We start from the raw sequence: 22,995 nt of genomic DNA, 5'->3' as shown, positions 1-22,995 counted from the left end.
GTATGTTCCAATCATGGAATTATGTCTCATGAATTATGGAGGAAAAATGGCTCGCATGAGTTTTTTCGCAAGCCATTTTTTATTGTTGGAAATTAAGAGGTTCAAAATGTTTCTAAATCCATGCAGGCGGTCCAGCTCACCAAAGAATTTCCGGGTAAATTGGCCGTATCCAACCTAAATTTTACCCTCAGACCTGGAAGACTGACGGCTCTTCTCGGACCAAATGGCGCGGGGAAGACAACAACGATGCGTCTTCTCACTGGATTTACAGAGCCAACTTCAGGGATGGTAGAAATCCAGGGAAGGGACCTCTCCGAATTTCGTGCCGAATTCCAAAAACAGATTGGCTACCTGCCAGAAAGTGGGCCAGTCTATCGAGATCTAACCGTATCGGAAAATCTAGATTTTTTTGCCAAAACACGCTGCATTCCCAAAACGCAGCGGAGTCGTGCCATTTTTCGTGTGATCGAAGAATTGAACTTAGGCGAAGTTAGGCATCTAGTCATCGGAACTCTTTCGAAAGGATTCAGACAGCGTGTGGCTCTCGCGAGTACTCTTCTCGGGGACCCAAAATATTTAATTTTAGATGAACCAAGTTACGGTCTTGATCCCAACCAGATGACCCAGATTCGACTACTCATCCGAGATCTAAGTAAGGATCGTACAGTTCTCATTTCAACTCACAGTCTAGACGAAGTGGAGGAAATTTGCGAGCATGTCATTATACTATCCAATGGAAGGGTGGTCGCAAATAGCTCGGTGCAAGACCTACGGAAACAGGACAAACTGTTCTTAGTTTTAAACCAAGGTAAATCTGATTTTATATCCTTCATGAGGCATAATGGTTGGGCAAATGTTTTTAAATTGAAGGATTTGGAAGATGGGTTTGCAGAGTACGAGGTCTCACTTGGAGATGCTAAACCAGAAGATATATTTTTACTTTTGAGCAAAAATCAAATTACCATTCGCGAGATGAGAAAGTTGGAAGAGTCGTTAAAAACGATATTCAATTCAATTACGGGAAATTGATGGAATCTACAAATCGAATCTTTGCCGTTGTCAAGAAAGAGATCATGTTGGCATTCAATACAGCACTTGGCTATACATTTATCCTATTATTCATGTTTGTTGAAAGTTTGCTTTTTTTCTTTGGAATCGGTGGAAATTCATTTTGGGATAGGAAAAGTTCCGATTTAGGATTCTTCTTTTTGCTGACTCCTTACTTATTATTGCTATTTGTCTCGGCAATCGGAATGAAAATTTGGGCAGAGGAAAAAGAATCAGGTACTTGGGAAGTTCTGTTTACCCTGCCATTTAAGGAATGGGAAGTTGTTTTAGGAAAGTATATCGCCTGTTGCGTGATTGTGTTTTTGGCATTATTAAGTACCCTTTTCATTCCACTAACCACAATGATTTTTGGTGCGCCAGACATTGGCATTTTGATCTCAGGATATCTCGGGGTTTTTTTTGTAGGGATAACCTTTGTTAGTATTATTTTATTTTTCACTCTTTTTTTTAATACACAAATTGGCACCTTTCTGTTTGGGTTTTTTATTCTTTCTATATTTTATTCTTTTGGAATTCAAAAGCTAGCTGACTTTCTTGGTAAAAATATTTATGAATGGTTAAGTATATTTTCATTACAAAGCCACTTTGAATCTTTTCGACTGGGAATATTAGACCCCAGGGATATTTATTTTTATATCTCAGTTAACTTTTTGTTTCTAACTCTTGCCTCATTTCAATTAAGAGAGAATAGATGAAATTTTCTCAGACTAAAATATTTATTTTTCAGATTATTATTTTCTTTTTATTTTCCAATCTGGCAATGCATGAGCTATCCTGTCGAAAGGACATTTCTAGCTCAGAAAGACTCACCCTATCCATACCAACAATAGAGCGTCTAAAAAATTTAAAAAAGCCAATTCTGATCGAGGCTTACTATTCTTCAGATTTACCGATAGAATACCAAGTTCGATTAGAGCTGGTTCGCGAATTCCTCATAGAAATTGAAAAGCAGAATGAAGAACTAATTTCCGTTATCTTTTATGCGCCGAATGTCTCACCCGAAATTCGCAAAAGAGCCATTGATGCCAGAATTTACCCTAACGAGATACAGAGGGCTTCGGAAACTTCCAAGTCCTTCCAAGAAGCATTTATGGGAATTGTTTTAAAGTATGATTCTGAGATAGAAGTAATCCCCGATTTTTTTTTCGTAGAGGAAGCAGAGGCTCAACTCGTCAGGTCTCTTCGACGGATACAGCAAAAACAAAAAAATCAGACGATTGCCATTGCCACAGATACCGGAATATTTGGAACGCCGCTCCCTGGAAATGGATCTGGAATCAATACTTGGGGAGTTTTTTACCACCAAGCATTTTTGGAAGAATACGGTAACCCTATTCAGGTAGCTTTGAATGAGGAAGCTGTTCCAAATCAAATAAAAGTTTTGCTCATCGTGGGATCACCAGAATGGAATGATTACGCAAAACAAAGATTAAATGATTATGTACTGAGAGGCGGTCGAATCATTTTTTTAGTTAATTCTATGCAATTTCGTGTTAGTCCGATACGAAACCAAGAAGGCCTTCATTTTGAAGGTGAAAAGTTTGCATTTCCGAGTTCTGGTTATGCTTTTTGGAACGATCAATTAAAATCCTTCGGCTTTGAAGTAGGCACAAATCTATTATTTGATTTTGAGCATCCAGTTTCTTTGTCCAAAGGCGACAATTTTCAAAAACATGAGTATCCATTTTGGCATTACTTTTTTAAATCAGAAGGTAATTTGCACCAAAATCACGAGCTTACGAATAATGTTAATTTGTTGATTCTCCCCTGGATATCGACGATTAAGATCGATAGAAGTATTCAGACGGATTTTACCTATGAAATCATTCTTTCTACAAATAAACAAGTGTGGAAGAAGGAGAATGTCTTTCCGATGAACATCGGTCAAAATTTTTCAGATTCGGAAATTGAAAGGAATCGAATTCCCGTTGGGGTTCTTGCGGAAGGAGTCTATAGATCAACGAGAGACGGTAAACAATCGCAACTTCCTACCAAGATTTTTCTTCTATCGACTTCCTATTTTGTTTCCGATGTGCTTTCTCTCCCAGAATTTAGATCAACATTCCGTGATGCAAATGTAGGCTTTATATTAAATATAGTTGATTTTATGTTAGATGATAAAGAGTTTATTGTTTCGAGGGAAAAGAAGTTAGCAGTCATACCTTTAAAATCTTTCACAGTCAACGAGAGAAATGCTTATTCATTTTTCAATACTCTTTTTTTACCTTTATTGTTAGTTATTTTTTCTGTTCGGCGGATTCAGCTACGCTATTCGAGAAGGAATTCATGAAAAAAATTAATTTAATTCTTTTTATAATGAACGCTTTCTTACTCTGCTTACTCTTTTTTTTATATGATCCATTTTCTTTTTTTCCGAAGACTTACGAAGATTCTCCATTACTGCTCGAATATGATATTGAGCAAATCAAGTCGCTACAATTAATATTAGAAACTCCGAACGAAAAAATGAAGTATAATTTTAAGCGAATGGAGAGTATTTGGTATCTTTCCTCACGCGAGGGAGAAGGTTTCAAAATTGCAAATTTTGATTCTCTGGATAAAATTTTTAACGGTTTGAAAAATCTCCATAAATTTGAGAAAGAGAAAAGGACGATATTAGATTCAGAATTTTGGGGTGATCGACGTCTATCTATTGTTCTTGGTAACGGAGACGGGAAGCTCATGGAAATCGAATTTGGAAATTGTATTCAGGTAGTTTCTGAATGTTTGGTGAGAGAGAAAAATTCTCATATTGCTTATACGTTACCCTATTCCTTTTCTTCTTTACTACCAGATTTGAAACTGACTCATTTTCAAACACGGAGTCCCTTTGCTGGACTTTCCTTTTCTAAAATAGTGAAAATTTCTTATACTCTAAAAGGCGTGGAAACCTATTCCGTTTATAAGGATGGTGAAATTTGGAAGACAGTTCCCGATTTGCCAGGCGAGGTCGAAAAGAAGAACATAATCGATTTAGTAACCAGATTACGAAATTGGTCCGGGGATGATGCCATCGAAATCGATCTTAAATCTAGAAATAAATTGAGTGTTTCGCCGCTTCAGAGTTTAGCAGTGGAATACATAAATGAATCTGGTAATAAGGAAAGAATTTCCGTAGATGATATTGGCAGTATATCGCCTGGTAAAAAAATAATTGAAGTTAACCCATTTGGTCAATATATTTCCATGCCAGCATTTAATTGGGAATACTGGCATTTTTATGACATCAAGCAACTATTAAATTCAGCTGATTGAGAAAACGTTCGAAGATTTTATTTTCCTTTTCCATTAAAATTTCTAACCGAGCTTCCCAATGAGGATCAAGCTTGGTAATCTCCGCTGACATCTCATCCAGGTGACCTTCCTCTTCCAAGATTAAGTTTTGTAAATTAATCTCTATGTTTTGCGATTCAAGTAATTGATTATAATTTTCGTATACGATCATCGCCCGTTTTTCAATCACCGTTGTTGTATATAGATATGCTAAATACGTGAATTTAAATGGATCCAATTCAGATTTCTTTAAATTCGATCTAACAAGGGAATCGAGTTTTGCAAAGTAGATTTTTGCAGAATTCCCTTTCAAAAGTTCATTGGTATGATATCCTGATTTAAAATCAGCTTTAATGTTACGTGCTGCTTTTTTAAAAAATAGGGCATGTCTTGCTTCTTCTGTGGCATGCCTGAGGATCATCTCAGAAGTATCATCGTTTGACTGAGTCAACAGTATCTTTCGTGATCCTATATGCTCGAGTAAAGAAAGTGTATTTAGCCATAATGCATGGCGATCCTTATCTCGGATCACAAATCTAAGAAAGGAATTGAGTTTTTCATCATTTATGCGTTTTGGTGATTCTGTTTGCAACATACCATTTCCAGAATTTTAAAGTTAGAAGGTTTGGCTAGTTTTTCTTTATCGGTATTCTGACAGTGGCACGAGTCTCAAGCTGATTGCTAGATATTTTAAAGTTCTGAGTGGGGATTCCTTCTCCCTTTAATAAGATAACACAAAGTGCGATCCCGATGCCCTCTCCTTCTGAACTGTCTCCCCGTTCGATATAATATTCCATGATATCGTTATAGTTTTGAGCGTGCAGCAATGAATTTTTAATTTTCTGCATTTCGTTTGTTGTTAAACGATTGTTATTTACTACGATTACAGTGATTTCATCTGAATTATATGAGATTTCAATCTCGACATAAAAATTTTTCCTTTCTGCGATTTCAGTATAAGATTTACTTTTCCCCGCCAAAATAAAACTTTTATACATTCTTACACCTAACTCATAGTCTCCCGGCGAATTGATATCGAGATTGTTTTCTAAGAAAAAAACTCTTTTGAAGTTGGCTTTATAGCCATTCAAGATCAAATCCTTGACAATTGTATAAAAAACAGAGCCAAAGTCAGGTCTCTTGTAATGTTCGGACAATAAATTTAATAAAAGAATCAATTCTTCATCAAAGTCTTGTGATGGACCGAACCTACGAAATTTAAAATTCTCTCCCGTATTTATTTTCTCGAGAATCTCCGTTTTGCTAAGAGAAGGCATCAAAAAATATAATTAGAAGGAAATAATGGCGTCGATTTTTGTATTTCTTCATTCATTAACGTTTCCATTTCTGCTTTTAGTCTATTTGTCAATTCCTCAACAGTCTTTTTCTTGTCTGTCTTGTAGCGATCGTAATAATCATTAATGAGAAATGGCTGTGTTAAGCGGACGTAGGCTTTCTGTGGTCTATTTCTGGTTTCGCCAAAAATTTCATTTTCATATCTTGAAAGAAACTCGTACAATCGTTCTGCTGAAGGAAGCTCTTTGATATAATTTGTTTGAATCGAAATGAAATCATATGCTTTGATCGCAGCTTTTCTGGCCCAAGTTGCCATCTCTAAGGAAGGAAGCTCTCCTTTCGGATCTGGTGTTCCTATCACAACTAACTCAAGTGTGCTGAGGATTTTCCTTAATTTTTCTATGGCATTTGCTTCTTTTTCCCATTTTGGAATTTTTGCCTTATCAGCGATATTATCTAATATTGCATGCCTCATCCTTCCGAGACGATAATCAAAGTCTTCAAGTTTATCTGCTTCTATATGTAAACCGTATTCTCTCTCTTCACGTTCGATCATTCGTTTCCCCACAGATAGAAATCTATGGACAATGTCTTTTCCCGTTTTAGAAATGCCTAATCTCTCCTCCATACGAGTTAAACTTTGATCGATATCCTTCTGCATCCAGTCAATGGAAGCATTGATTCGATACTTAACAAATGTTAGCACTAGGTGGATTTTTGCATTCGGATCTGCCTTTAGAGCATCCTCAAGACCCCAAAATCCAAGCTGAGAGACTCCTGGCTGAAAGGGGAGCAAGGTATCATTCATACCGCTCGTTGGTTCGCCTTCAGGAAAAAGTACGAGTTTTCCTGATTTGCTCGCTAAAATCTCTCGAGCAGCCTTAAGGGATTCTCTGTCGGGCGCCCCAGCTAACACAGAAAAAGCGCCAATGGATTGAATGAAGTCTCCGACAAAACCTGCCCCCCAGGAAAAAACCTCCCTCGCGGCCATATAATAAAACCGAGAATTCATGATGTTTGCCGAATTGTAAGCGATAGGAGGTTCTTTTGTGGTAGGGTGATTGGAGATGTAAATCAAACGTTCATTTTGAAGGGAGGATAAGATTTTTTTATCTTCTTTTGAAACTTCAATGGAATCGATGTTGTGAACTGCCTTCAATAAAAGGGGTAAGGTTAGGTCCGTAAACCAAAGGACAGGCAAATTGAATTTTGCAGGGATGAAGGATTTGATTGACATAGAACGAAAGCTAGTAGTTTCTAGAAAGGAATCAAGTAAGATTTCATATGGCATTCATAGAAGAACTCAACCAACAAGGCAATTTCCTTTTCCGCTGGAGGTCCTATATCCCTGGACTAGTTCTGGCATTTTCGCTTGCGTACCTTCCATCCGTCCCATTTTTTGGCGGGGTTTATACCAAAAACCTATACTGGCTAGGACTTGCATTTTCCGTAAGCTTGCTCGGACTGGCGGTAAGATGTTTCACCATTGGTTACGCTCCTGCGAGGACATCAGGACGGAACACGAAACAACAGATAGCTGATTTAGTCAATCAGACGGGTATTTATTCACTCGTCAGGCATCCATTGTATGTCGGAAATTTTTTAATGTATTTAGGTCCTGTGCTCATCCTTCGAGACGTTCCATTTACTCTCGTCTATATCATGTTCTTTTATCTTTATTATGAACGGATTATCTTTGCGGAAGAATATTTCCTCAGAGGAAAATTTGAGAAGGAATACCTAGCGTGGGCTGATAAAACTCCTGCATTCATTCCTAAGATTTCTGGATATGTTAAACCAACTTTGTCCTTCTCTTTTAAGAATATTCTGAAACGCGAATATCCAAGTCTCTTTGGCATGATCGTAGTTTTCACGCTTTTTGATTTGATCCAAGTTTATTTCCAAGAACCCTTCCTTCATGTAAGCGAAATTACTGGTATTTGGAAATTATTTCACAGCGTTTTCTTTGGATTTGGTGCAATGTTTTATATTACCACTCGTCTCATTGTTAAAACGACAAAGATATTGGATGTAGAAGGTCGATAGGAAACGGACGGACTTCCCTTTGAGTCGATTGAGTAACGGTTGGAAAATACCTACAGATATTGCCGAGATGAAGGAAATGAAGGCTTCCTTTGAAAAGACGATCCACGAGATGGAATCCGAAAACCCGCTTACCATTTTTCGTGAACATATGGAAAGCGGGCTTCTCTTTAAAGCAGGTTTGCAAGATGCTCTCAATCAAGTGAATACTTTTGCAAACCTCTATATCAGCGCCTCCGAGTTACAGGAAGCGATCAATCTCGCTGAATCAAAAAAATAATTTGATGATCGATGGATATAAACGCACTCCTTCTAGGAAAGATATTCAATCGTCTTTCGCCTGCTAGTTTAAATCCCTTTCTTCTTCAGATACAAAACCGACTTCAGTCCTATTTCCCAGAAGGAGATCCAAGGCAGGTAGTTGCCTGCTTGTCTTCTCCTCAATTGCTAACGCGGATGAAATTGTTAAGAGACGAGATCATCTTCAGTGAACCTTTGCTCCACTCATTTTGCCCCGTATGGTCGGAACTAGGTTTTGATTTAAATGAGACCTTTTTAGATGCGATTCGCATTCGCTGCGTGCCAGATAAATTTCATGAAAATGTGGAGGCTAAATCGGTAAGTTATATTCATAGGGATCCTTGGTATGCCAATCCCCAATGCCAATTGAACTTTTGGATCCCTATTTACGATGTTGAAAAAGGAGCTGGATTTTCGATTTATCCTCCTTACTTTAAAAAAGCAATACCGAATAATTCCGATTTATTTGATTATCAGGAATGGTTAGAGTTAGGCGGCTTTCAATCAAATAAGGTTTTTTCTGATAGAAAACAAATTTTTCCCGCGCCCTTATATAATTTGGATGAAGTAGATACTGTTGATATTCATTCAAGGGCAGGAGAGATGATCTGTTTTGCATCCCATCATTTGCATGGAACTTCACCAAATCGTTCGGGATTGGCTCGTTTTACATTGGAAGTACGTTTTGTTTTAAGGTCACATTTAGAAAGTAGAGTCGGTCCTAAAAAGTTAGATAACTTCTCAAAGGGATCAACTTTGATTCACATGTACGATTTAATCCGCCATGAGCCTGTCCCGAAGGCGCTCATTAAACATTACGAAGATGGATTTGTTCCTGAGAAAAGTAGACAGGATTCATAGGTAACTCCGCGATTTCCTGAATGATTCTTTTGGCTTTGTCCAACCGTTCTTCAAAACTACCAGAAATCATGGTAAAGCTTCGATTTGCCCAATTCATTTCTTTTATAAAGGTCTCTTTCATTTCCTCACGAAATGCCCCAAGATCTCTTTGAGGATCCTCTATCCAAGGGACATCAATATCTAACATAAGCGAATGATCATATTTTAAAATTTGTGCTCTGGTTTTGATCCATTCCGGGCAGTAACTAAAATAATGTTCTGAATATATTTTCGTTGTTAGATGGTCTGTATCAATAAAGAGAAACTTATCTGCCCTTATCGATCCTTCCTTTTCTGATAGTAAGTGTCCTCGTCCAATTTCGATGATATCCGATGCAATGACATATCTACCTTGTTTATCTAAATACTCTCTTGCAAATTCTGAAACATAGCTGGTATGAAAATAGTCTGCCAGATTTTTTACGAGAGTTGATTTCCCGACAGATTCCGGACCTGTGATCACGATTCTTTTTAGAAAAAAAGGTTTAATCAGATCAGGTAGGAAGTCCCAATACGCAAGTGGGGCCTTTCGTATTTGAGTTGCCGATATCGGAAATTGGTGCCGCAATAAATCAATACATTCATGTTGAGTATTTAGTGTTTCTGCAAGTGGTTCTCCGTAATTCTCAGATGTGAAAACAACATCAATAGGCGAGTTTAAAACACGCTGGATAGATCGATTCCAGATTTGCCAAAAATCAGGATGTTCCTCAGGATATTGAGGATTTTCATCTTGGATCCAAATGATTTCAACCTGTTCATCCTTGTTTAGTTTTTTTAGCCATTCAAAGCGAAGAGATCCTGGTATAAGCTCTTTTGAGATGGAGGAGATAATAACCGTCAGGTGCTCGCATCTTTTTTTACTTTCCTTAATGAGGTGAAGGTGACCCAGGTGAGGAGGATAAAACTTTCCCAGGACTAGTCCATGTCTATATTTCATTTCTCTAAATTCTCGTTGATAAAAATTGAAATTTTTCTTTGATCATTCGGTAAGTTATCTTTGATTTTTACTTCTGCCGTTTTACCTAGCAGTTCCTGGAACTGAGTTTCCAAATTCTCAACCTCAATTTGAGATGGAGAGTTTAAGAAAGATAAGTTCATTTCATAAGTGCCGTTTTTCTTTTGAATGAACTGATGACGTAAAACATTTGGATCCATCCTAAGGATACGTGAAATATCAACTGGATTGATTTTTTTGCCGCTAACGTCTGTGAAATAGATTGGCTTTCTACCTTTCAAGAGTTTAAGTCGTGGTGTTTTTTCTCCACATGTGCAAAGAGAAAAATTCAATTCTCCGAAGTCGCCTGTCGCATAACGAAGCAAGGGCAAAAAAGGATTTCTTCCACCTGTAATGACGATTTCACCGAAAGAACTCGGTTGTTCGTATTCATCTAACGTTTCGACAAAGATGTCATGTGGCAAGATATGGAGCCATTCCGGATTCAGAGGACAAGCATATGCGATGGGACCTGTTTCATTTAAGGAATAAAAGTTGATCACGGGACATTGAAAGTGAGTAGCTAGGGAAATACGTAAAGATTCTTCAAGTTCCAGTGCTGTAGAATGTAATGCCTTGGGTTTGTAATTTAAACCAGACTTCATCGCCTCCTCAAATGCATATGGATCGCCAGATAGAAAAGTCGGTGCTTGCTCGTAGAGGAATTTTTCTTTATGATCTAATTCCCTCCAATCTTGGTCCTTCCAATTGATTTTGGCAAATTTTGCCCCACCAGCTAAACTATGTGTGGTTGCATAAACGATGGTTTTATTTTGATGGCATAGCTGAATGGCGGCTGTCGTTTGAAAGTCATGTGAAACTTTTACATTATATTTTAACAAAGAATATTCGATCATAGGAACATAACACCCTATCGCAAAAGGATGATTTGGTGCAAGTATGGGCTTCCCCGTGGTTCCGGATGTGGGATTGACGATGATCCGATCAAGAGGATGTGTGGGAGGTAAAATTTGTGTCATCTTATTCTGCAAATCATCTCGTGTCATCCGTGGAATGCGCTCAAAGTCGTGCCTGATTGAGAGGCCTTTTAAGCGTTCATAAAAAAAATTTGAATAAAATCTCAAATTACCTACGTAATCGAGAATCGACTCTTTTGGCTTTGAATCCAAAAATTCACGTTTTGTATACAATTCTGTTTCAAAGGATTTTACGTTTTCATAGTCTGCTTCCGTAATGCGGTCGCCAATGATGGTATTCCAACGAGGAGCATACTGACTCTCTATCATTTTTGTTAGTGAATGATACCATTCCTTCTTCATTAGAGGAGTATTTTTGTAATGACTGGCTCTGTCCAATTTCACTCTCGATTGTATTTCGATGCTGCTTCTTCTTCCTCGGCTTGCCTTATTTTTCTTAAAATTTCTTGAGCACGCTCTTGGGATTTTTTTGATTCTTCTAAAATTTGAATTCGCTCAAGAGTATCTATGGATTTTAAGCGATCATTAAAATACTTTTCTGTTTCACCTTCTGGGGTTAATTTTAAATAGAACATCAAAATTCTTACCAATTCTTCCGCACGTTCTCCATCACTCGTCCATTCTGTGTAAGGTTTCACTGATTCAGAAAGTTTAGGTAACCGATCAGTTAGAAAATGAATTAGATCTTTTACTTGAAATGGAACTCCATGCCATGAAGGTTCATGAAAAAAATAACATAACACCGAATGGAGCCCAAGCAAATCAGGATCGGATTTGATCTTTGTCCACGGAATTTCGGAAAATTCTTTATGAATTCGTATATTTTTCGTTTGGTAAATGAGAGCATCATTCCAGAGGGCTTCCGGATTCAAAGTCTCTAAATGTACGAGAGATCGAGGAAAATCACTGAGTCTTTTTATATAATGTCTGATTTCTTTCATAAGTCCTTTTCACAAAATTTTTACTAAAATCTATAAGTTCTTCCCAGTTCGAAATACGATAGATTGACCAGCCTGAATCTTTCATATGCTGAATTTCTGCATTCAATTTTTCCGAATATAAATTTAATACCATGGAACCACCGCCACCTGCTGCATTTAACATAGATTTAACGAATTCCCTGGTATCCTTTTCAAATGATTGCGAGTACATGGTATCGATTCCTTCATCGGAAATGATTAAGATATGCGTTTTGCGTTTTGATGGCGGCCTGTTCTCGTATTCACTTTTTAACAAAACTAAAGGGAAACAAGTACCGCCCCCGATAAAACCAGTGAGAATTTCCATGATAGATTTCTCGTTTTTCGTGAAATGCTCAGTCGTGAAATATTCATTCTCTCCTGACCATAAAGTGGCTCTCACCTTTGAACCGACTCTTAATGCAGATAAGGCGATGATAGCTCCCGCCAAAGTGAGATAAGAAATTTCCGTCTGAGGATTCGGCATCGATCCTGAGCAGTCGACAAATAAATCTAAATCGATAGGATTGGATTCCACTTCGTAAGAGAGCATCTCGCCATAGATACTTTCAACAGTTGTATATCCTGGTATCACGACCGGACTTTTCATTAAAGATTCGATCCAATTGATATTTTCAATCGGAGAACCCGTATCCCACAAATCTGTCCCTTCCAGTAAGGGTTCTGGTGCACCCGGAGTGATAAGGCTTGGAAATGAGACAAGAAATGGTAATGCCTTTTCTTTGTAATACTTATAGGCAAGTTCGGATAAACTTGCCTTGATCCCTAGTGCTTCACATATGGCTGAGTACTGACTCGGGCTTAGAGAAGGTTTTGGTTTTATCTCACCAGATGGTCCTATTTCTGATTTTTTTCCTTTGGTTGAACCCGTTAGGTCACCTAATTCAGATTCGATTTCAATATAGGTAATGCCACTCGGAACCTCAGCTCCTTCGCCTATATCTTTGGTATCGTGAAAAATTGTGAGTTTACTTAGATAAGATTCATTGGCGTTGTTAATAAAGTAAGGATAACAAATCGTACCAAAATCAAAGGCCCCTCTCAGCCAATCATTTGAAAAATTTCGGACAATTCGATTCACGAGCATGGCGTCAGAGTGAATAAAATTTTCAATATTTCCTTTTGTTAGAGTGTCACTCGGCAAGGCCCAGAGTATTTCATATGTTCTCATGTAGAAGTTCCAAAATTTCTCCTCCTGGCCTCCTATCTTTTGGTACACTTCTTCCATTCTTAGGTTATGTTGGCGCTTCAGTCTGTCATTGATGAACAAATCTTCATAGATATTGACAATCATAGAAGCTAAATGCTCGTATCTTGGCATAGCTGTTTGAATGATGTAGACCAACCTTCCTTGGTCTGTTAGATCGCCTGGGCAATAAACATGATGGCCAATCTCATGTCCCATAATTTCCAAACCATAATCTTCTAGTTTGTATTTTTGAATCTCTGGTATAGATAAGATTACCTGGTGATCTGTTAGGCGAATGGAAGCAAAACTTCCACTGTCTTTATCGTTCACAAATTTAGGCTGTGAAAGTTTCACATAATCACTCCATAAGCTAAGAGCATCGTTCCATTGAGATTTCCATCCTTCTACAAAATTCATACTTTGGGTACTAGGTAGAAAATAAAAACCGAATAGGATTGATTTGATGTGAGCGCACAATAATGATCAGTTTGAAAATAAGAAGTAATCGAAGAATCAGCAAAAAATTTTGTTATAATCGTTTTCCAAAAGGGACTCATGGTTTGTTTAGGTAAATCAGAGGCGGCATCAATGCCGTGGAAAAGGGATTCTCCAAACAAATCAAAGTGGAGCTCATGATACTTTTCGTCGGCGGATACTAGGAGATTCTTTGAACCCATTTTTAAAACAGGAAGCGTAAAAAAATTTCCGTCAAGTAGTGGGTAACCAGAGATGATTTTATAACGAATTTCGTTTGTACGATCTATCTTAAAATTTCCAAAAGGAGTTTTCTCAAAATAATTTTTCATTTGACCTAATTCGATTTTTAAGTCATTGCAAATGATTTTCTGAATCTCAACAGGCAATTTATTGAAATTTTCAAGCGCCTCGTTTCTATATTCGGCGTTTCCACATAACCAAGATAGTACGACCAAAGTGATTTTTAGATCATATATGGATGTTATGAAGCTAGACACCTGTTCCAAACGATGCAATAAAATATCTTCGACTGATTCTTTGGATTTCGAAACGGTATTGATGATGTAAGGTATGGTGAGGGATAAATTTTCGTTTATAGGTGATTTCAGTTTTGAAATGAGATTTAGTAAACTTTTTTCTCTATTTCCTTCAATGACTCTGAAATAACCTTTTTGCAAAAAGGTTAACAAGATCTCAAAAGATGTGATCGCAATTTCAAGAGATGGTTGGGGAATGCTAGAAGCAAGTGCGCCATAATAGGCTTGGAAGAATGATGCGATCAACCCTTCATTGAAATTAGAATGGGTTTGCTTCTGCATAAATACCAATTGATTAAAAATTGATTTATTTTTGAGAAGAAGCATCTTCCAGGATTCAGAAATCATCCATTTTCCTCTAACCAGCGTTCATAATTTGAATAACGCTGGTGTAGGTATTTCAATTTCAAAAGATCATCAAAGACATGACCATATATTTTTCTTTGTTTGCTGATTGTTTCTATTTCTCGTTCGACGGAGACGATTCTTTCTTTTGTTTGAGCAAGAGTAAGTCCCTCAAGGCCTTCTTCGAATAGGTGACTCAGTTTTGCGATGCTATCATTTTTATCCAGACCGAGCCGATCGTATTCTGCACAGGAGAACTCAAAAAGTTTTCGAATCCAACTGACTCTGTCACTGCGGTAGACGGCATTGCCTGCATCTTCAAAAAATGGAGAGTCCGAATTTTGAACCAATTTGTCATGGAGAACAAAAGGCAAAATTTGAGAAAGGTCTTCGAGTGTGACCGAATCAAGGCCTCTGAAATAGCTGAGTGCTTTTGCATAATTGATGCAGGTAAAGATGGCCCTTACGGAAAGTCCATTTTTTGTTTGTGACCCGAGATCCTTTTTCTTGTCTTTGCCTTGTTCCGATGTTGCAAATACAGACAGGTCGACGGCAGATAATTTGACTGTATCCTTTGTTTTATATTCGATCTGTTCTCCACCCGACTCAAAAAATTCAAACTGTGAAGCAAAAAATTCCATTCTTCGTCTGATTGGCTCAGAGAACGTAACGGAACGAATGTCCTCATTCATTTTAGCAATTTCTGCCTCAGTAAAAATAATTTCTTTCGGTACCATGGCCTCTGGTTTGAAATTTTCTTCCACCCTTTGGATTAAATCTTTAATGAACCTAGTATTGAAGTGCAATGCCTTAACAACGATATCAATTCTATCCTTCAATGCCTCGATGACTTGGTATGTCCCGCCGCCCGCATCATCATTAGCCGTTAGGTACCAAGCAGCGTCGGGACATTCGAAAACCTGATCGTATAACTCTGCATAATTATCACCAAGGATGGTTAAAAGTGCGGATTGGGTGCGAGTAGGGATACGATTGTATTCATCAATGATTTTTACTCTCATACCTAGCCACTTACGCCATGAAATTTTAATTTCATCCATGGATTTTGCATTCATCAAATCCGATGGCAAAGGATTCCCCAATAGATCTGTGATGGTCATTTGAGGTTGTCCGTGCTGGATCGCTCTTTTGATTTCGGCGAGTGTGTATCCGGCAAGAACCCCCATAAGAATTGCCGATGCCGTTTTCCCTCGACCGGGACCGCCAACGAATAAACATTTGCCTCTGACAACGAGAGTGAGTAATGGCAGGAGTATAAAACTTGAATAGCTTTGGTTAGATGGTAAAACGAGTTTGGATTTGAGGTCTCCAATTATGAATTGCGCGGGCGGTTTCTTATTATATTCAATATCATAAAACGGTGTGATGATCGCATAATTTGTAAGCCAGAAATATGCTTTCCTTAGTTTTTCATCTAGCCCCAGTTCACTTGCCTCGGAAACGTGAACTGGGAGTGGACCTTCTTCCACCAAACTTTCGATATCAAACTTCTTCTTCCCTTCTTTCTTGATTGGTAAAGTTGGTGACTGAGATACTTTTTTAGCTGAAAATATTTGATTCATAAATTATTCCGTTAATTTTATTTCAGCAAAGCAGTCGTTTGGTGATAAAGGGTTTGGCAAAGTAACTTCTAGAGTGTAAATATAGATGCCGGTTGGATAATCAGTCTGGCTTATGAATTTAGTTTTTATATTAATTGCTTGAGAATGAATTTTTTTACCTGCTCCATCAAAAGAAAAGGAGTCTTCCAATTTGTCGATAGGGAGTCGTAATTCCTTATCAACGTTGATACTTTCTCTTAAAAACAGTTTCGCCGTAAAGGGAGGTAGCGTTTTTCCCTGGCAGGCCCTCCATTCTATACCTTTGATCCGGAAGGGAACAAAGGATACCCCGTCATAAAAATGCGTCAGTTTCATTTCGATCGTAAAGTCCGGTTCTCCCTTTCGAAAGACTGCTCTTTCCCATTCCGTTTCTGGTCGCGAATCAACAAGGTGATTTAGATTTTTTGCGTGATGAACAGAATCAATGCGAAAGGGAGGTGCGTTATGATACTGCTCTATTTTTTTATTCGTAGAGGAGATGATCTGATAGTTACCAACCGCGATAAGTATGGCCCAAATGCATACGGGAATTAGAATTCTTGCGTTCATGAATTCTAAATTTATTTCAATCCTTGCAAAAAGTTCTACTTCTTTTTTCCGAGCCATGGGAAACTAGGCATGTATGAAAATTGGTATCCTTGGCGGCACGGGACTCATCGGAAGTGAATTGATACCTTATGGTAACAAGCTGGGACATCATTTTCGTATTTTTACTAGGCGCACGGAATTACCTGCAGACCTGGCTTCTTTAAGCGGGCTCGAACTTGTAACGACCACTATACCTAGTTCCGCTCAGTTAGATGGTCTCGATGCGATCATCAATCTTGTTGGAGAGCCAATAGCGGGCGTTCGCTGGACAGCGGAGCGGAAAAATTTGATTCGGACCTCACGAGTTGATTTTACCCGAGGACTCGTCGCGAGAATTCGTGATTGTAAACATCCACCAAAAGTATTCCTCCAAGGTTCTGCCATTGGTTACTACGGCATGTCTGCTTCAAAACACCCTGCCTTTGACGAGGCTCATCTACCAGGAGATGATTTCTTATCAACGATTTGCGTGGATTGGGAGAGGGAAACCTTGTCTCTTATTGAGAAAGGGATTCGCACCATCATTTTAAGAACGGGGATCGTCCTTTCTCCGAAAGGTGGGGCATTAGAAAAAATGATCCCACCTTTTCAATTTGGCGTAGGAGGACCGATTTCGAGTGGAGAGCAAGGGATGAGTTGGATCCATATCTGGGATTTTGTTTCTTCAACTTTTTATCTTCTAAATAAAAAATCTTCTGACGGTCCATATAACATAGTTTCTCCCAATCCTTGTAGCAATGAAGAGTTTTCAAAAGAACTTGCGAAAGCTCTTTTCAGGCCATGTCTTTTTAAAATCCCATCTCTCGCCATACAGGCACTATATGGAGAGGGCGCCCAAGTAATTACCGAGGGCCAATTTGTAATGCCGAAACGACTTATCGAAGAAGGATATGAGTTTCAATTTCAAAATCTGGGGGATGCTCTGAGAAATCTTTTAAACAAAAACTGAATTCTACTCGCCAAAACACTTCTGTGACAATTTACTGGAGGTACCAACTCTTGGAGAGAACTATGAAAATGAATAAATTCTTACTGATGGCTTCTGTTGCTACTTTTGCATTAACGATGATTGCATGTGGTGACAAACCAAAAGAAACTGCTGCAACCGAGACAGTTGCGCCTGCTGCAGTTGACCCTGAAATCGCAAAAGGGGAAGAAATCTTTTTACAAAACTGCGCTTCTTGCCACGGCGAAAAAGGCGCTGGTGATGGAGCAGCTGCTGCTGCACTCAACCCGAAACCAAGAAATTTCAAAGCTCCCGTTTCTGAGTGGAAAAACGGAAATACGGTTGCTGCGATCACAAAGACATTGAACGAAGGGATTAAGGGTTCACCTATGGTAGCTTACAAACACCTAGGAAATGACAACATTGCCACCGTTGCGAAGTACGTAGAATATCTCGGTAAAAATTAATTTTACTCTGCCGATCTTACTCGTTTTTTTCGAGTAGGATCGGACACTGACCTCATGACTTCCCAACCTCAAAAATCTGATCGCAAAACTTGTGACTGTGGCACCTTACCTACATCTGAAAATGCTAGAAAAGTAGTAAAATATTCTACCTGGGGCATGATTGCCATGGGTCTTGTCGGAATTTCAGCAAGCCCCATTGACATTTATTATGTATGTAAGATATGCAAACAACCTTTTGGAAGACTTTCTAAGGAAGAACGCAAAAGCCTTCGTTAATTTTGATTGACCACGCTCCCTTGGTCAGTTCCCTTGAATCATATGATCGAGGAATTTAAAATTCGACTTGGATTTGAAAAAGGTGGGTCTTTGCCTGTCATTCATATTTCAGGTGAGATTACCTCCGAGGCTGAGGACGAAATTGTCCAGTCTTATGATTCCATCCCGAATGATAAAAAAATCCGCGTCATTTTAAATTTTACTGATACTTCCTACATCAATTCTGCAGGCATAGCGACTCTCATCAGTCTCATCACAAAATCTTCGGAATCCCAAGGGAAAATCGAATTTGCAGGTTTAAATACACATTTCCGAAAGGTAATGGATATCGTAGGCCTGACCGACTTCGTCTTGATTCACGATTCTTTAGACACAGCCATTTCCCAAGGTTAAATTCTTCTAGATTCCTAACTTACAATCCTAAGTATAGGAGGTAGAGAGGTTTTCTGAATGAACCAAGTGGAAGTCCACATCAAGGGTAAGACATACGAATTTCCTATTATCGTCGGAACTGATGGTAAAGAGGGAATTGATCTCACGGATTTTTATCGAAAAACAGGACTTGTGACAATTGATCCTGGTCTTTTCAACACAGCACTCGGGCTATCAAAGGTTTCGAGAAGAGATCCAGAAAAAGGGGAACTCACCTACCGCGGGTATGACGTTAGCGAACTTGCCCACCAATCCACTTTTGTTGAGACCTCTTATTTATTAATTTATGGCGACCTACCCAACAAAAAAGAGTTAGGTGACTTTTCTAGTCGTCTCTCAAAACATTCCATGATTCATGAAGATATGTTAAATCTATTTGATGGATTCCCAGGAGTTGCGAATCCCTTGGCCGTACTATCGGTTATGGTCACTTCACTCTCTAGCTATTATCAGCAAGATTATGAAGAGAAACTGGACATGGGTGTCGATCTCATTGCTAGGCTTCTGGCAAAGATTCGGACGATTTCGGCATTTACTTACAAGCATTCGGTGGGACACCCTTTTATCTATCCTCAAGATAAAAATCCATATTGCACAAATTTTCTTCATATGATGCACTCTGTGCCTGCAAAACAATATGAAGTACCAGAGGAATTTGATAAACTCCTAAATCAATTTTGGATTTTGCACGCTGACCACGAGCAAAATGTTTCCAACACCGCTGTTCAAGTTGTAGGTTCTACAAAAGCAAATTTATTTGCCTGTATATCAGCTGGAATGATGGCCCAATGGGGAGCTCGTGAAGGCGGAAGACCTATGGCAGCTATTGAGCTAATGGAAGATATCATTAAATCGAAAACAGATGTTAAAGTTTATTTTGAAAGATTTAAGTCTGGGGAAGTTAAGCTCCATTCAAATGGATTTGGGCAAAAAGCATACGATGTGGTAAGTCCGCGTGCGAAAGTCGCGCGAGGGATCATTCATGATTTTTATCGAAATCGTAAATTAGATGCCATCGAAGAAACGGCACTGAAAATTGATGAATTGGTTTGGAATGATCAATATTTTATTGATCATTTACTCTATCCAAACTTAGAATACTATTCAGGGCTTGCGTTTCATACTCTAGGGATACCAAAAACAATGTTCTCAGTTTTACAAGTAATAGGCCGTCTACCTGGTTGGCTTGCCCATTGGAAGGAGCAACGAAAAAAAGGAGATTTTAGCAAAGTAAGACCTAAACAAGTTTATGTTGGTGAAAACCAACGTAAGTACGTCCCTCTACAGAGCCGTTTGTAATCTCCTAAATTCCTGAGCATGGTATTTGTCAAAAAATTAGTATCATTGCTCAGTATGTCTTTGGTTGGATTTCTGTTTGCCTGTCATTCAGACTACATCGTTCCGGAAGCAACAAAGGGAAGTCTAGATGTTGTAAAGGCATTTGAAAAAAATCAGGCCACTGTCCCTTTAAAAGGGGAATGGCAATATTACCCTGAATTGTTGGTTTTTCCGAAAGATGTCTCACTCATCGATTCTCTCGGTCCGACCCAATATTTCACCGTCCCAGGAACATGGACTGGATCTTTTCTTGAGCGTGGATTTTTAGCTGGCGATGGATTTGGATCGTTTCGCCTTCTTGTAAAACACAATTTAAAGAACCAATCACTATCTTTGCGAGTTCCTGAAATGGAGACCGCCTACCTTTTGTTTGTGGAAGGAAAACTTGTTTCCAAAAACGGAATCGTCTCGCCTATAGAAATAAATTCTCGTCCCCAATATCGTCCGTTTGTCGTCGATTTTATTCCAGAAAATGACGAATCAGAATTCATATTGCTCATATCAAATTACCATCACAAAAAAGGCGGACCCGGCCAAGTCATATCCCTCGGCCGAACGCAAGCCATCCATGCTAAATATGAAAAAGAGATACTGAAGGATATGTTACTAGTTGGTAGTATTTTTTTCATGGGAATCTACCATCTCTTCCTTTACCTAAATAGAAAAAAGGATCCTTATACATATTGGTTTGCTTTAACATGCATACTGATCAGTTTGAGAGTGTTCATAACAGGGAATAAATATCTGATTGCACTGATACCAAGCATTCCCTGGGAGTTGCATTTAAAGCTAAGTTATCTCTCATTCTTTTTGATACCTCCCGTCTTTTGCCGATACATCTTTCTTACCTTCACGGCGTATTTTCCCAAAACCCTTTATAAGGTTTTCTTTAACATTGGTCTTGCCGTTTGTATGCTGATCCTATTGACTCAATCTTCGTTTTACACCTATTTAATGATCCCATATCAGATATTTACTTTAACTGGTGCAACGATTGGGGTTGTAGTTGTACTTCGTGCGATAAAAGCAAAACAGACTGGCTCCAGATTATTCATGTTAAGCTTCGTTCTCTTTCTTGTAACGATGATCAATGATTTTTTAGTTACCAATCTGGTCATATACAATCCCTTGCTTTCGCACTACGGAATTTTTATGATGTTTATCTTTCAGTCTATTTCCATAGCTCGAAACTTTTCGCGCGGATTTGTGGAAGCAGAAACTTTTGCTAAGCAGCTATCAATCAGAAATAAGGATTTAGAAGAAGTTAGATCCCAACTTACGCATTTAAATGAAAGCCTAGAATTGAAAGCCAATGAAAAAACTATAGAATTGCAGGCAAAGTTAGATCAGATCAATAAAGATATGAAACTTGCAAAAAGTATCGTTACTGGATTAACTATAGTTCCCGATCTGTCCCCTTTTTTGGAGATAGATACCATTTATCAGCCAATAGCAGACGTTGGCGGTGATATATTTTTTGTTAAGAAAATCCAAGACGGCTATGTTAGAATCTTTCTTGGAGATGCTACGGGTCATGGTCTACAGGCTGCATTGTATACAATGATGATCCAGTCCGAATTTGAACGACTCAATATGGTTGCCACCAAGCCAAATGATTTATTATATTATTTGAATCAGCACTTTTACGACAAAAATTCGGACCTGCAGATCTACTTCCCAGCAGTCACGATTGATTTTGACTTTTCACAATCCGTCCTTCGATTCGCGGCCGCAGGGATGCAAAACCAATTGCTTCATAAAGCAAATGGAGAGCTCGTCTTACTTGAAAACACGGGACCCATTATCGGCATTCTAGAGCAATATAGATTTGGTTTCCAAGAGGAAAAAGTAGCTGCCGGGGATCGTATTTTTCTTTTTACGGATGGGGTGTTTGAGGAGCTCAATGAAAATGATGGTGTCGCAGCTCTTGGTCAACTAACAGATATCATCGTTAGCACGCGTTCTCTGGACTTCGAAGATGTGACCATCCACATCCGTGCAAAGTTGATCGAAGTCTTACAAAAATCTACCTGGAAGGATGATGCAACTTTGATAGTTCTGGAAGTGGGCTCCTATCTAAAATAAGAGTTACCAGTCCCCTGAAGATCCACCACCGCCAGAATCTCCACCCCCTCCACCCCAACTGTCACTCGAATCAGAAGAAGACCAAGAATCAGAGGAAGACCCTCCACCAAAACCACCAAAAAAACCGCCGCCCCCACCACTGCTGCCACCCTCGAACGTGGAACGAAGGAGCGTAAATTTCAAAATAAAAAGTCCTATGACAACGGCGAAGGTTGCAAAATTAACAAAAAGAAAGGGGAGAAGGGCAAGAAAACCTGCCTTAAAAAAATTAAAAGACATCGCTAGTAAGATCATGCCCACAAAGCCAGAAAGAAATAATCCCCCAACGGCAAACAGTAAGGCTGGAAGGAAATAGAAAAGACTTCCTTTTTCCCCAGATGACGTGGTAGTCGTATCAACGTCTGTTAGCTCAGGTTTGTATTCACCTTTGATGGTATCAATGATAGCTTGGACACCTTCCTCGATCCCCCCATCCATATCCCCTGCCTTGAATTTTGGCCTAATCACCTTTTTAATGATATGCGAGGCTTGGAGATCGGTCAGCGCTCCTTCTAACCCGTATCCAACTTCAATCCTCATTTTCCTGTCGTTTGGTGCGACGATGAGTAAAACACCATTTGATTTAGATTTCTGACCAAGCTTCCATTTTTCAAAAACAGCAACAGCCGCTTCCTCAATGGACTCACCCTCCAGAGAGGGAATGGTTAAGACAGCAATCTGATTGGAAGTCGCATCTTCATGTGCTTTTAATTGGGATTCAATGCGAGAAACAGTTTCTGGCGAAAGTATATTTGCGGCATCTGTAACTCGGCGCGAGAGCTCTGGAATCGGTATGGCCGTTAGATTCGTAAGAATCAAAAAGTATAAAAGCGAGAGAAGCTTTGAAAATTTTATCATGT

Annotated in this window: 24 protein-coding genes; 13 read left to right on the top strand and 11 right to left on the bottom strand. The window is 38.8% G+C overall.

Going from position 1 to position 22,995, the window contains the following annotated elements:
* Positions 1-120 precede the first annotated feature (120 nt).
* From EHQ58_RS03115 to EHQ58_RS03100, 4 genes are read left to right on the top strand one after another with little or no spacing between them, the layout of a single operon-like run.
* Positions 121-1,029, top strand: a complete 909-nt coding sequence (locus EHQ58_RS03115) for an ABC transporter ATP-binding protein (protein WP_135621886.1) — start codon at positions 121-123, stop codon at positions 1,027-1,029.
* The gene (locus EHQ58_RS03110; RefSeq protein WP_135621884.1) at positions 1,029-1,763 is read left to right on the top strand and encodes an ABC transporter permease; all 735 of its coding nucleotides are present in this window, start codon (positions 1,029-1,031) and stop codon (positions 1,761-1,763) included. The genes EHQ58_RS03115 and EHQ58_RS03110 overlap by 1 nt, the downstream gene beginning before the upstream one ends.
* The gene (locus EHQ58_RS03105) at positions 1,760-3,358 is read left to right on the top strand and encodes a GldG family protein (RefSeq protein ID WP_135621882.1); all 1,599 of its coding nucleotides are present in this window, start codon (positions 1,760-1,762) and stop codon (positions 3,356-3,358) included. The genes EHQ58_RS03110 and EHQ58_RS03105 overlap by 4 nt, the downstream gene beginning before the upstream one ends.
* On the top strand, positions 3,355-4,323 hold the full coding sequence (locus EHQ58_RS03100; protein ID WP_135621880.1) for a hypothetical protein: 969 nt from the start codon (positions 3,355-3,357) through the stop codon (positions 4,321-4,323). Before EHQ58_RS03105 ends, EHQ58_RS03100 begins: the two co-directional genes overlap by 4 nt.
* Here the strand turns inward: EHQ58_RS03100 and EHQ58_RS03095 are convergent.
* The 3 genes from EHQ58_RS03095 to EHQ58_RS03085 are packed head-to-tail and all read right to left on the bottom strand — an operon-like array spanning position 4,295 to position 6,928.
* The gene (locus tag EHQ58_RS03095) at positions 4,295-4,936 is read right to left on the bottom strand and encodes a rubrerythrin (RefSeq protein WP_135621879.1); all 642 of its coding nucleotides are present in this window, start codon (positions 4,934-4,936) and stop codon (positions 4,295-4,297) included. The genes EHQ58_RS03100 and EHQ58_RS03095 overlap by 29 nt on opposite strands.
* Positions 4,937-4,970: 34 nt before the next feature.
* Positions 4,971-5,618 carry a hypothetical protein gene (locus EHQ58_RS03090; RefSeq protein ID WP_135621878.1) on the bottom strand — a complete coding sequence of 216 codons (648 nt, stop codon included), beginning with the start codon at positions 5,616-5,618 and terminating at the stop codon, positions 4,971-4,973.
* Positions 5,618-6,928, bottom strand: coding sequence for a lysophospholipid acyltransferase family protein (locus EHQ58_RS03085; RefSeq protein ID WP_246047080.1), 1,311 nt, complete (start codon positions 6,926-6,928; stop codon positions 5,618-5,620). The genes EHQ58_RS03090 and EHQ58_RS03085 overlap by 1 nt, the downstream gene beginning before the upstream one ends.
* Here EHQ58_RS03085 and lmtA point away from each other — a divergent pair.
* The 3 genes from lmtA to EHQ58_RS03070 are packed head-to-tail and all read left to right on the top strand — an operon-like array spanning position 6,922 to position 8,841.
* Positions 6,922-7,683 (top strand): lipid A Kdo2 1-phosphate O-methyltransferase, encoded by a 762-nt coding sequence (gene lmtA / locus EHQ58_RS03080; RefSeq protein WP_135621877.1) that lies wholly within the window; start codon positions 6,922-6,924, stop codon positions 7,681-7,683. The genes EHQ58_RS03085 and lmtA overlap by 7 nt on opposite strands.
* 19 nt (positions 7,684-7,702) lie before the next feature.
* Positions 7,703-7,960 (top strand): hypothetical protein, encoded by a 258-nt coding sequence (locus EHQ58_RS03075; RefSeq protein ID WP_135621876.1) that lies wholly within the window; start codon positions 7,703-7,705, stop codon positions 7,958-7,960.
* Positions 7,961-7,971: 11 nt separating this feature from the next.
* Positions 7,972-8,841 (top strand): phytanoyl-CoA dioxygenase family protein, encoded by an 870-nt coding sequence (locus EHQ58_RS03070; RefSeq protein ID WP_135621875.1) that lies wholly within the window; start codon positions 7,972-7,974, stop codon positions 8,839-8,841.
* Here EHQ58_RS03070 and EHQ58_RS03065 read toward each other — a convergent pair.
* From EHQ58_RS03065 to EHQ58_RS03035, 7 genes are read right to left on the bottom strand one after another with little or no spacing between them, the layout of a single operon-like run.
* Complete coding sequence (locus tag EHQ58_RS03065; protein ID WP_135621874.1) at positions 8,789-9,820, bottom strand: AAA family ATPase; 1,032 nt, start codon at positions 9,818-9,820, stop codon at positions 8,789-8,791. The genes EHQ58_RS03070 and EHQ58_RS03065 overlap by 53 nt on opposite strands.
* Positions 9,817-11,157 carry a phenylacetate--CoA ligase family protein gene (locus EHQ58_RS03060; RefSeq protein ID WP_135621873.1) on the bottom strand — a complete coding sequence of 447 codons (1,341 nt, stop codon included), beginning with the start codon at positions 11,155-11,157 and terminating at the stop codon, positions 9,817-9,819. Before EHQ58_RS03060 ends, EHQ58_RS03065 begins: the two co-directional genes overlap by 4 nt.
* Before the next feature lie 38 nt (positions 11,158-11,195).
* Positions 11,196-11,756 carry a hypothetical protein gene (locus EHQ58_RS03055; RefSeq protein WP_135621872.1) on the bottom strand — a complete coding sequence of 187 codons (561 nt, stop codon included), beginning with the start codon at positions 11,754-11,756 and terminating at the stop codon, positions 11,196-11,198.
* A complete protein-coding gene (locus EHQ58_RS03050; protein WP_135621871.1) occupies positions 11,719-13,401 on the bottom strand; it encodes a vWA domain-containing protein in 1,683 nt (560 codons plus the stop codon). Before EHQ58_RS03050 ends, EHQ58_RS03055 begins: the two co-directional genes overlap by 38 nt.
* On the bottom strand, positions 13,398-14,345 hold the full coding sequence (locus EHQ58_RS03045; protein ID WP_135621870.1) for a hypothetical protein: 948 nt from the start codon (positions 14,343-14,345) through the stop codon (positions 13,398-13,400). The genes EHQ58_RS03050 and EHQ58_RS03045 overlap by 4 nt, the downstream gene beginning before the upstream one ends.
* Entirely contained in the window at positions 14,342-15,925 is a 1,584-nt protein-coding gene (locus EHQ58_RS03040) for a MoxR family ATPase (protein WP_135621869.1), read from the bottom strand. The genes EHQ58_RS03045 and EHQ58_RS03040 overlap by 4 nt, the downstream gene beginning before the upstream one ends.
* 3 nt (positions 15,926-15,928) lie before the next feature.
* Entirely contained in the window at positions 15,929-16,513 is a 585-nt protein-coding gene (locus EHQ58_RS03035; RefSeq protein ID WP_167883517.1) for a hypothetical protein, read from the bottom strand.
* A 73-nt stretch (positions 16,514-16,586) separates the two neighbouring features.
* On the opposite strand from EHQ58_RS03035, the gene EHQ58_RS03030 reads away from it, so the two are divergent.
* The 6 genes from EHQ58_RS03030 (at position 16,587) to EHQ58_RS03005 (ending at position 22,096) form a co-directional block, all read left to right on the top strand.
* Entirely contained in the window at positions 16,587-17,501 is a 915-nt protein-coding gene (locus tag EHQ58_RS03030) for a TIGR01777 family oxidoreductase (RefSeq protein WP_135621867.1), read from the top strand.
* 62 nt (positions 17,502-17,563) lie between these two features.
* On the top strand, positions 17,564-17,965 hold the full coding sequence (locus EHQ58_RS03025; RefSeq protein WP_425460467.1) for a c-type cytochrome: 402 nt from the start codon (positions 17,564-17,566) through the stop codon (positions 17,963-17,965).
* Positions 17,966-18,019: 54 nt separating this feature from the next.
* On the top strand, positions 18,020-18,241 hold the full coding sequence (locus EHQ58_RS03020) for a hypothetical protein (RefSeq protein WP_135621866.1): 222 nt from the start codon (positions 18,020-18,022) through the stop codon (positions 18,239-18,241).
* A gap of 42 nt (positions 18,242-18,283) precedes the next feature.
* On the top strand, positions 18,284-18,634 hold the full coding sequence (locus EHQ58_RS03015) for an STAS domain-containing protein (RefSeq protein ID WP_167883516.1): 351 nt from the start codon (positions 18,284-18,286) through the stop codon (positions 18,632-18,634).
* 57 nt (positions 18,635-18,691) lie between these two features.
* The gene (locus tag EHQ58_RS03010; protein WP_135621865.1) at positions 18,692-19,972 is read left to right on the top strand and encodes a citrate/2-methylcitrate synthase; all 1,281 of its coding nucleotides are present in this window, start codon (positions 18,692-18,694) and stop codon (positions 19,970-19,972) included.
* Between the two features lie 18 nt (positions 19,973-19,990).
* The gene (locus tag EHQ58_RS03005) at positions 19,991-22,096 is read left to right on the top strand and encodes a SpoIIE family protein phosphatase (RefSeq protein WP_246047078.1); all 2,106 of its coding nucleotides are present in this window, start codon (positions 19,991-19,993) and stop codon (positions 22,094-22,096) included.
* A 3-nt stretch (positions 22,097-22,099) separates the two neighbouring features.
* Here EHQ58_RS03005 and EHQ58_RS03000 read toward each other — a convergent pair whose 3' ends face one another.
* Positions 22,100-22,993, bottom strand: a complete 894-nt coding sequence (locus EHQ58_RS03000; protein ID WP_135621864.1) for a TPM domain-containing protein — start codon at positions 22,991-22,993, stop codon at positions 22,100-22,102.
* Between the last annotated feature and the right edge of the window lie 2 nt (positions 22,994-22,995).

This window comes from Leptospira ognonensis, from assembly GCF_004770745.1.
Lineage (GTDB): Bacteria > Spirochaetota > Leptospiria > Leptospirales > Leptospiraceae > Leptospira_A > Leptospira_A ognonensis.
This window is presented reverse-complemented; position numbering and strand designations above follow the sequence as displayed.

Coding starts and splice junctions, on each gene's coding strand:
- EHQ58_RS03115 (WP_135621886.1), top strand. CDS start 121: ATGCAGGCGGTCCAGCTCACCAAAGAATTTCCGGGTAAATTGGCCGTA.
- EHQ58_RS03110 (WP_135621884.1), top strand. CDS start 1,029: ATGGAATCTACAAATCGAATCTTTGCCGTTGTCAAGAAAGAGATCATG.
- EHQ58_RS03105 (WP_135621882.1), top strand. CDS start 1,760: ATGAAATTTTCTCAGACTAAAATATTTATTTTTCAGATTATTATTTTC.
- EHQ58_RS03100 (WP_135621880.1), top strand. CDS start 3,355: ATGAAAAAAATTAATTTAATTCTTTTTATAATGAACGCTTTCTTACTC.
- EHQ58_RS03095 (WP_135621879.1), bottom strand. CDS start 4,936: ATGTTGCAAACAGAATCACCAAAACGCATAAATGATGAAAAACTCAAT.
- EHQ58_RS03090 (WP_135621878.1), bottom strand. CDS start 5,618: ATGCCTTCTCTTAGCAAAACGGAGATTCTCGAGAAAATAAATACGGGA.
- lmtA (WP_135621877.1), top strand. CDS start 6,922: ATGGCATTCATAGAAGAACTCAACCAACAAGGCAATTTCCTTTTCCGC.
- EHQ58_RS03085 (WP_246047080.1), bottom strand. CDS start 6,928: ATGCCATATGAAATCTTACTTGATTCCTTTCTAGAAACTACTAGCTTT.
- EHQ58_RS03070 (WP_135621875.1), top strand. CDS start 7,972: ATGGATATAAACGCACTCCTTCTAGGAAAGATATTCAATCGTCTTTCG.
- EHQ58_RS03065 (WP_135621874.1), bottom strand. CDS start 9,820: ATGAAATATAGACATGGACTAGTCCTGGGAAAGTTTTATCCTCCTCAC.
- EHQ58_RS03060 (WP_135621873.1), bottom strand. CDS start 11,157: ATGAAGAAGGAATGGTATCATTCACTAACAAAAATGATAGAGAGTCAG.
- EHQ58_RS03055 (WP_135621872.1), bottom strand. CDS start 11,756: ATGAAAGAAATCAGACATTATATAAAAAGACTCAGTGATTTTCCTCGA.
- EHQ58_RS03050 (WP_135621871.1), bottom strand. CDS start 13,401: ATGAATTTTGTAGAAGGATGGAAATCTCAATGGAACGATGCTCTTAGC.
- EHQ58_RS03045 (WP_135621870.1), bottom strand. CDS start 14,345: ATGATTTCTGAATCCTGGAAGATGCTTCTTCTCAAAAATAAATCAATT.
- EHQ58_RS03040 (WP_135621869.1), bottom strand. CDS start 15,925: ATGAATCAAATATTTTCAGCTAAAAAAGTATCTCAGTCACCAACTTTA.
- EHQ58_RS03035 (WP_167883517.1), bottom strand. CDS start 16,513: ATGAACGCAAGAATTCTAATTCCCGTATGCATTTGGGCCATACTTATC.
- EHQ58_RS03030 (WP_135621867.1), top strand. CDS start 16,587: ATGAAAATTGGTATCCTTGGCGGCACGGGACTCATCGGAAGTGAATTG.
- EHQ58_RS03025 (WP_425460467.1), top strand. CDS start 17,564: ATGAAAATGAATAAATTCTTACTGATGGCTTCTGTTGCTACTTTTGCA.
- EHQ58_RS03020 (WP_135621866.1), top strand. CDS start 18,020: ATGACTTCCCAACCTCAAAAATCTGATCGCAAAACTTGTGACTGTGGC.
- EHQ58_RS03015 (WP_167883516.1), top strand. CDS start 18,284: ATGATCGAGGAATTTAAAATTCGACTTGGATTTGAAAAAGGTGGGTCT.
- EHQ58_RS03010 (WP_135621865.1), top strand. CDS start 18,692: ATGAACCAAGTGGAAGTCCACATCAAGGGTAAGACATACGAATTTCCT.
- EHQ58_RS03005 (WP_246047078.1), top strand. CDS start 19,991: ATGGTATTTGTCAAAAAATTAGTATCATTGCTCAGTATGTCTTTGGTT.
- EHQ58_RS03000 (WP_135621864.1), bottom strand. CDS start 22,993: ATGATAAAATTTTCAAAGCTTCTCTCGCTTTTATACTTTTTGATTCTT.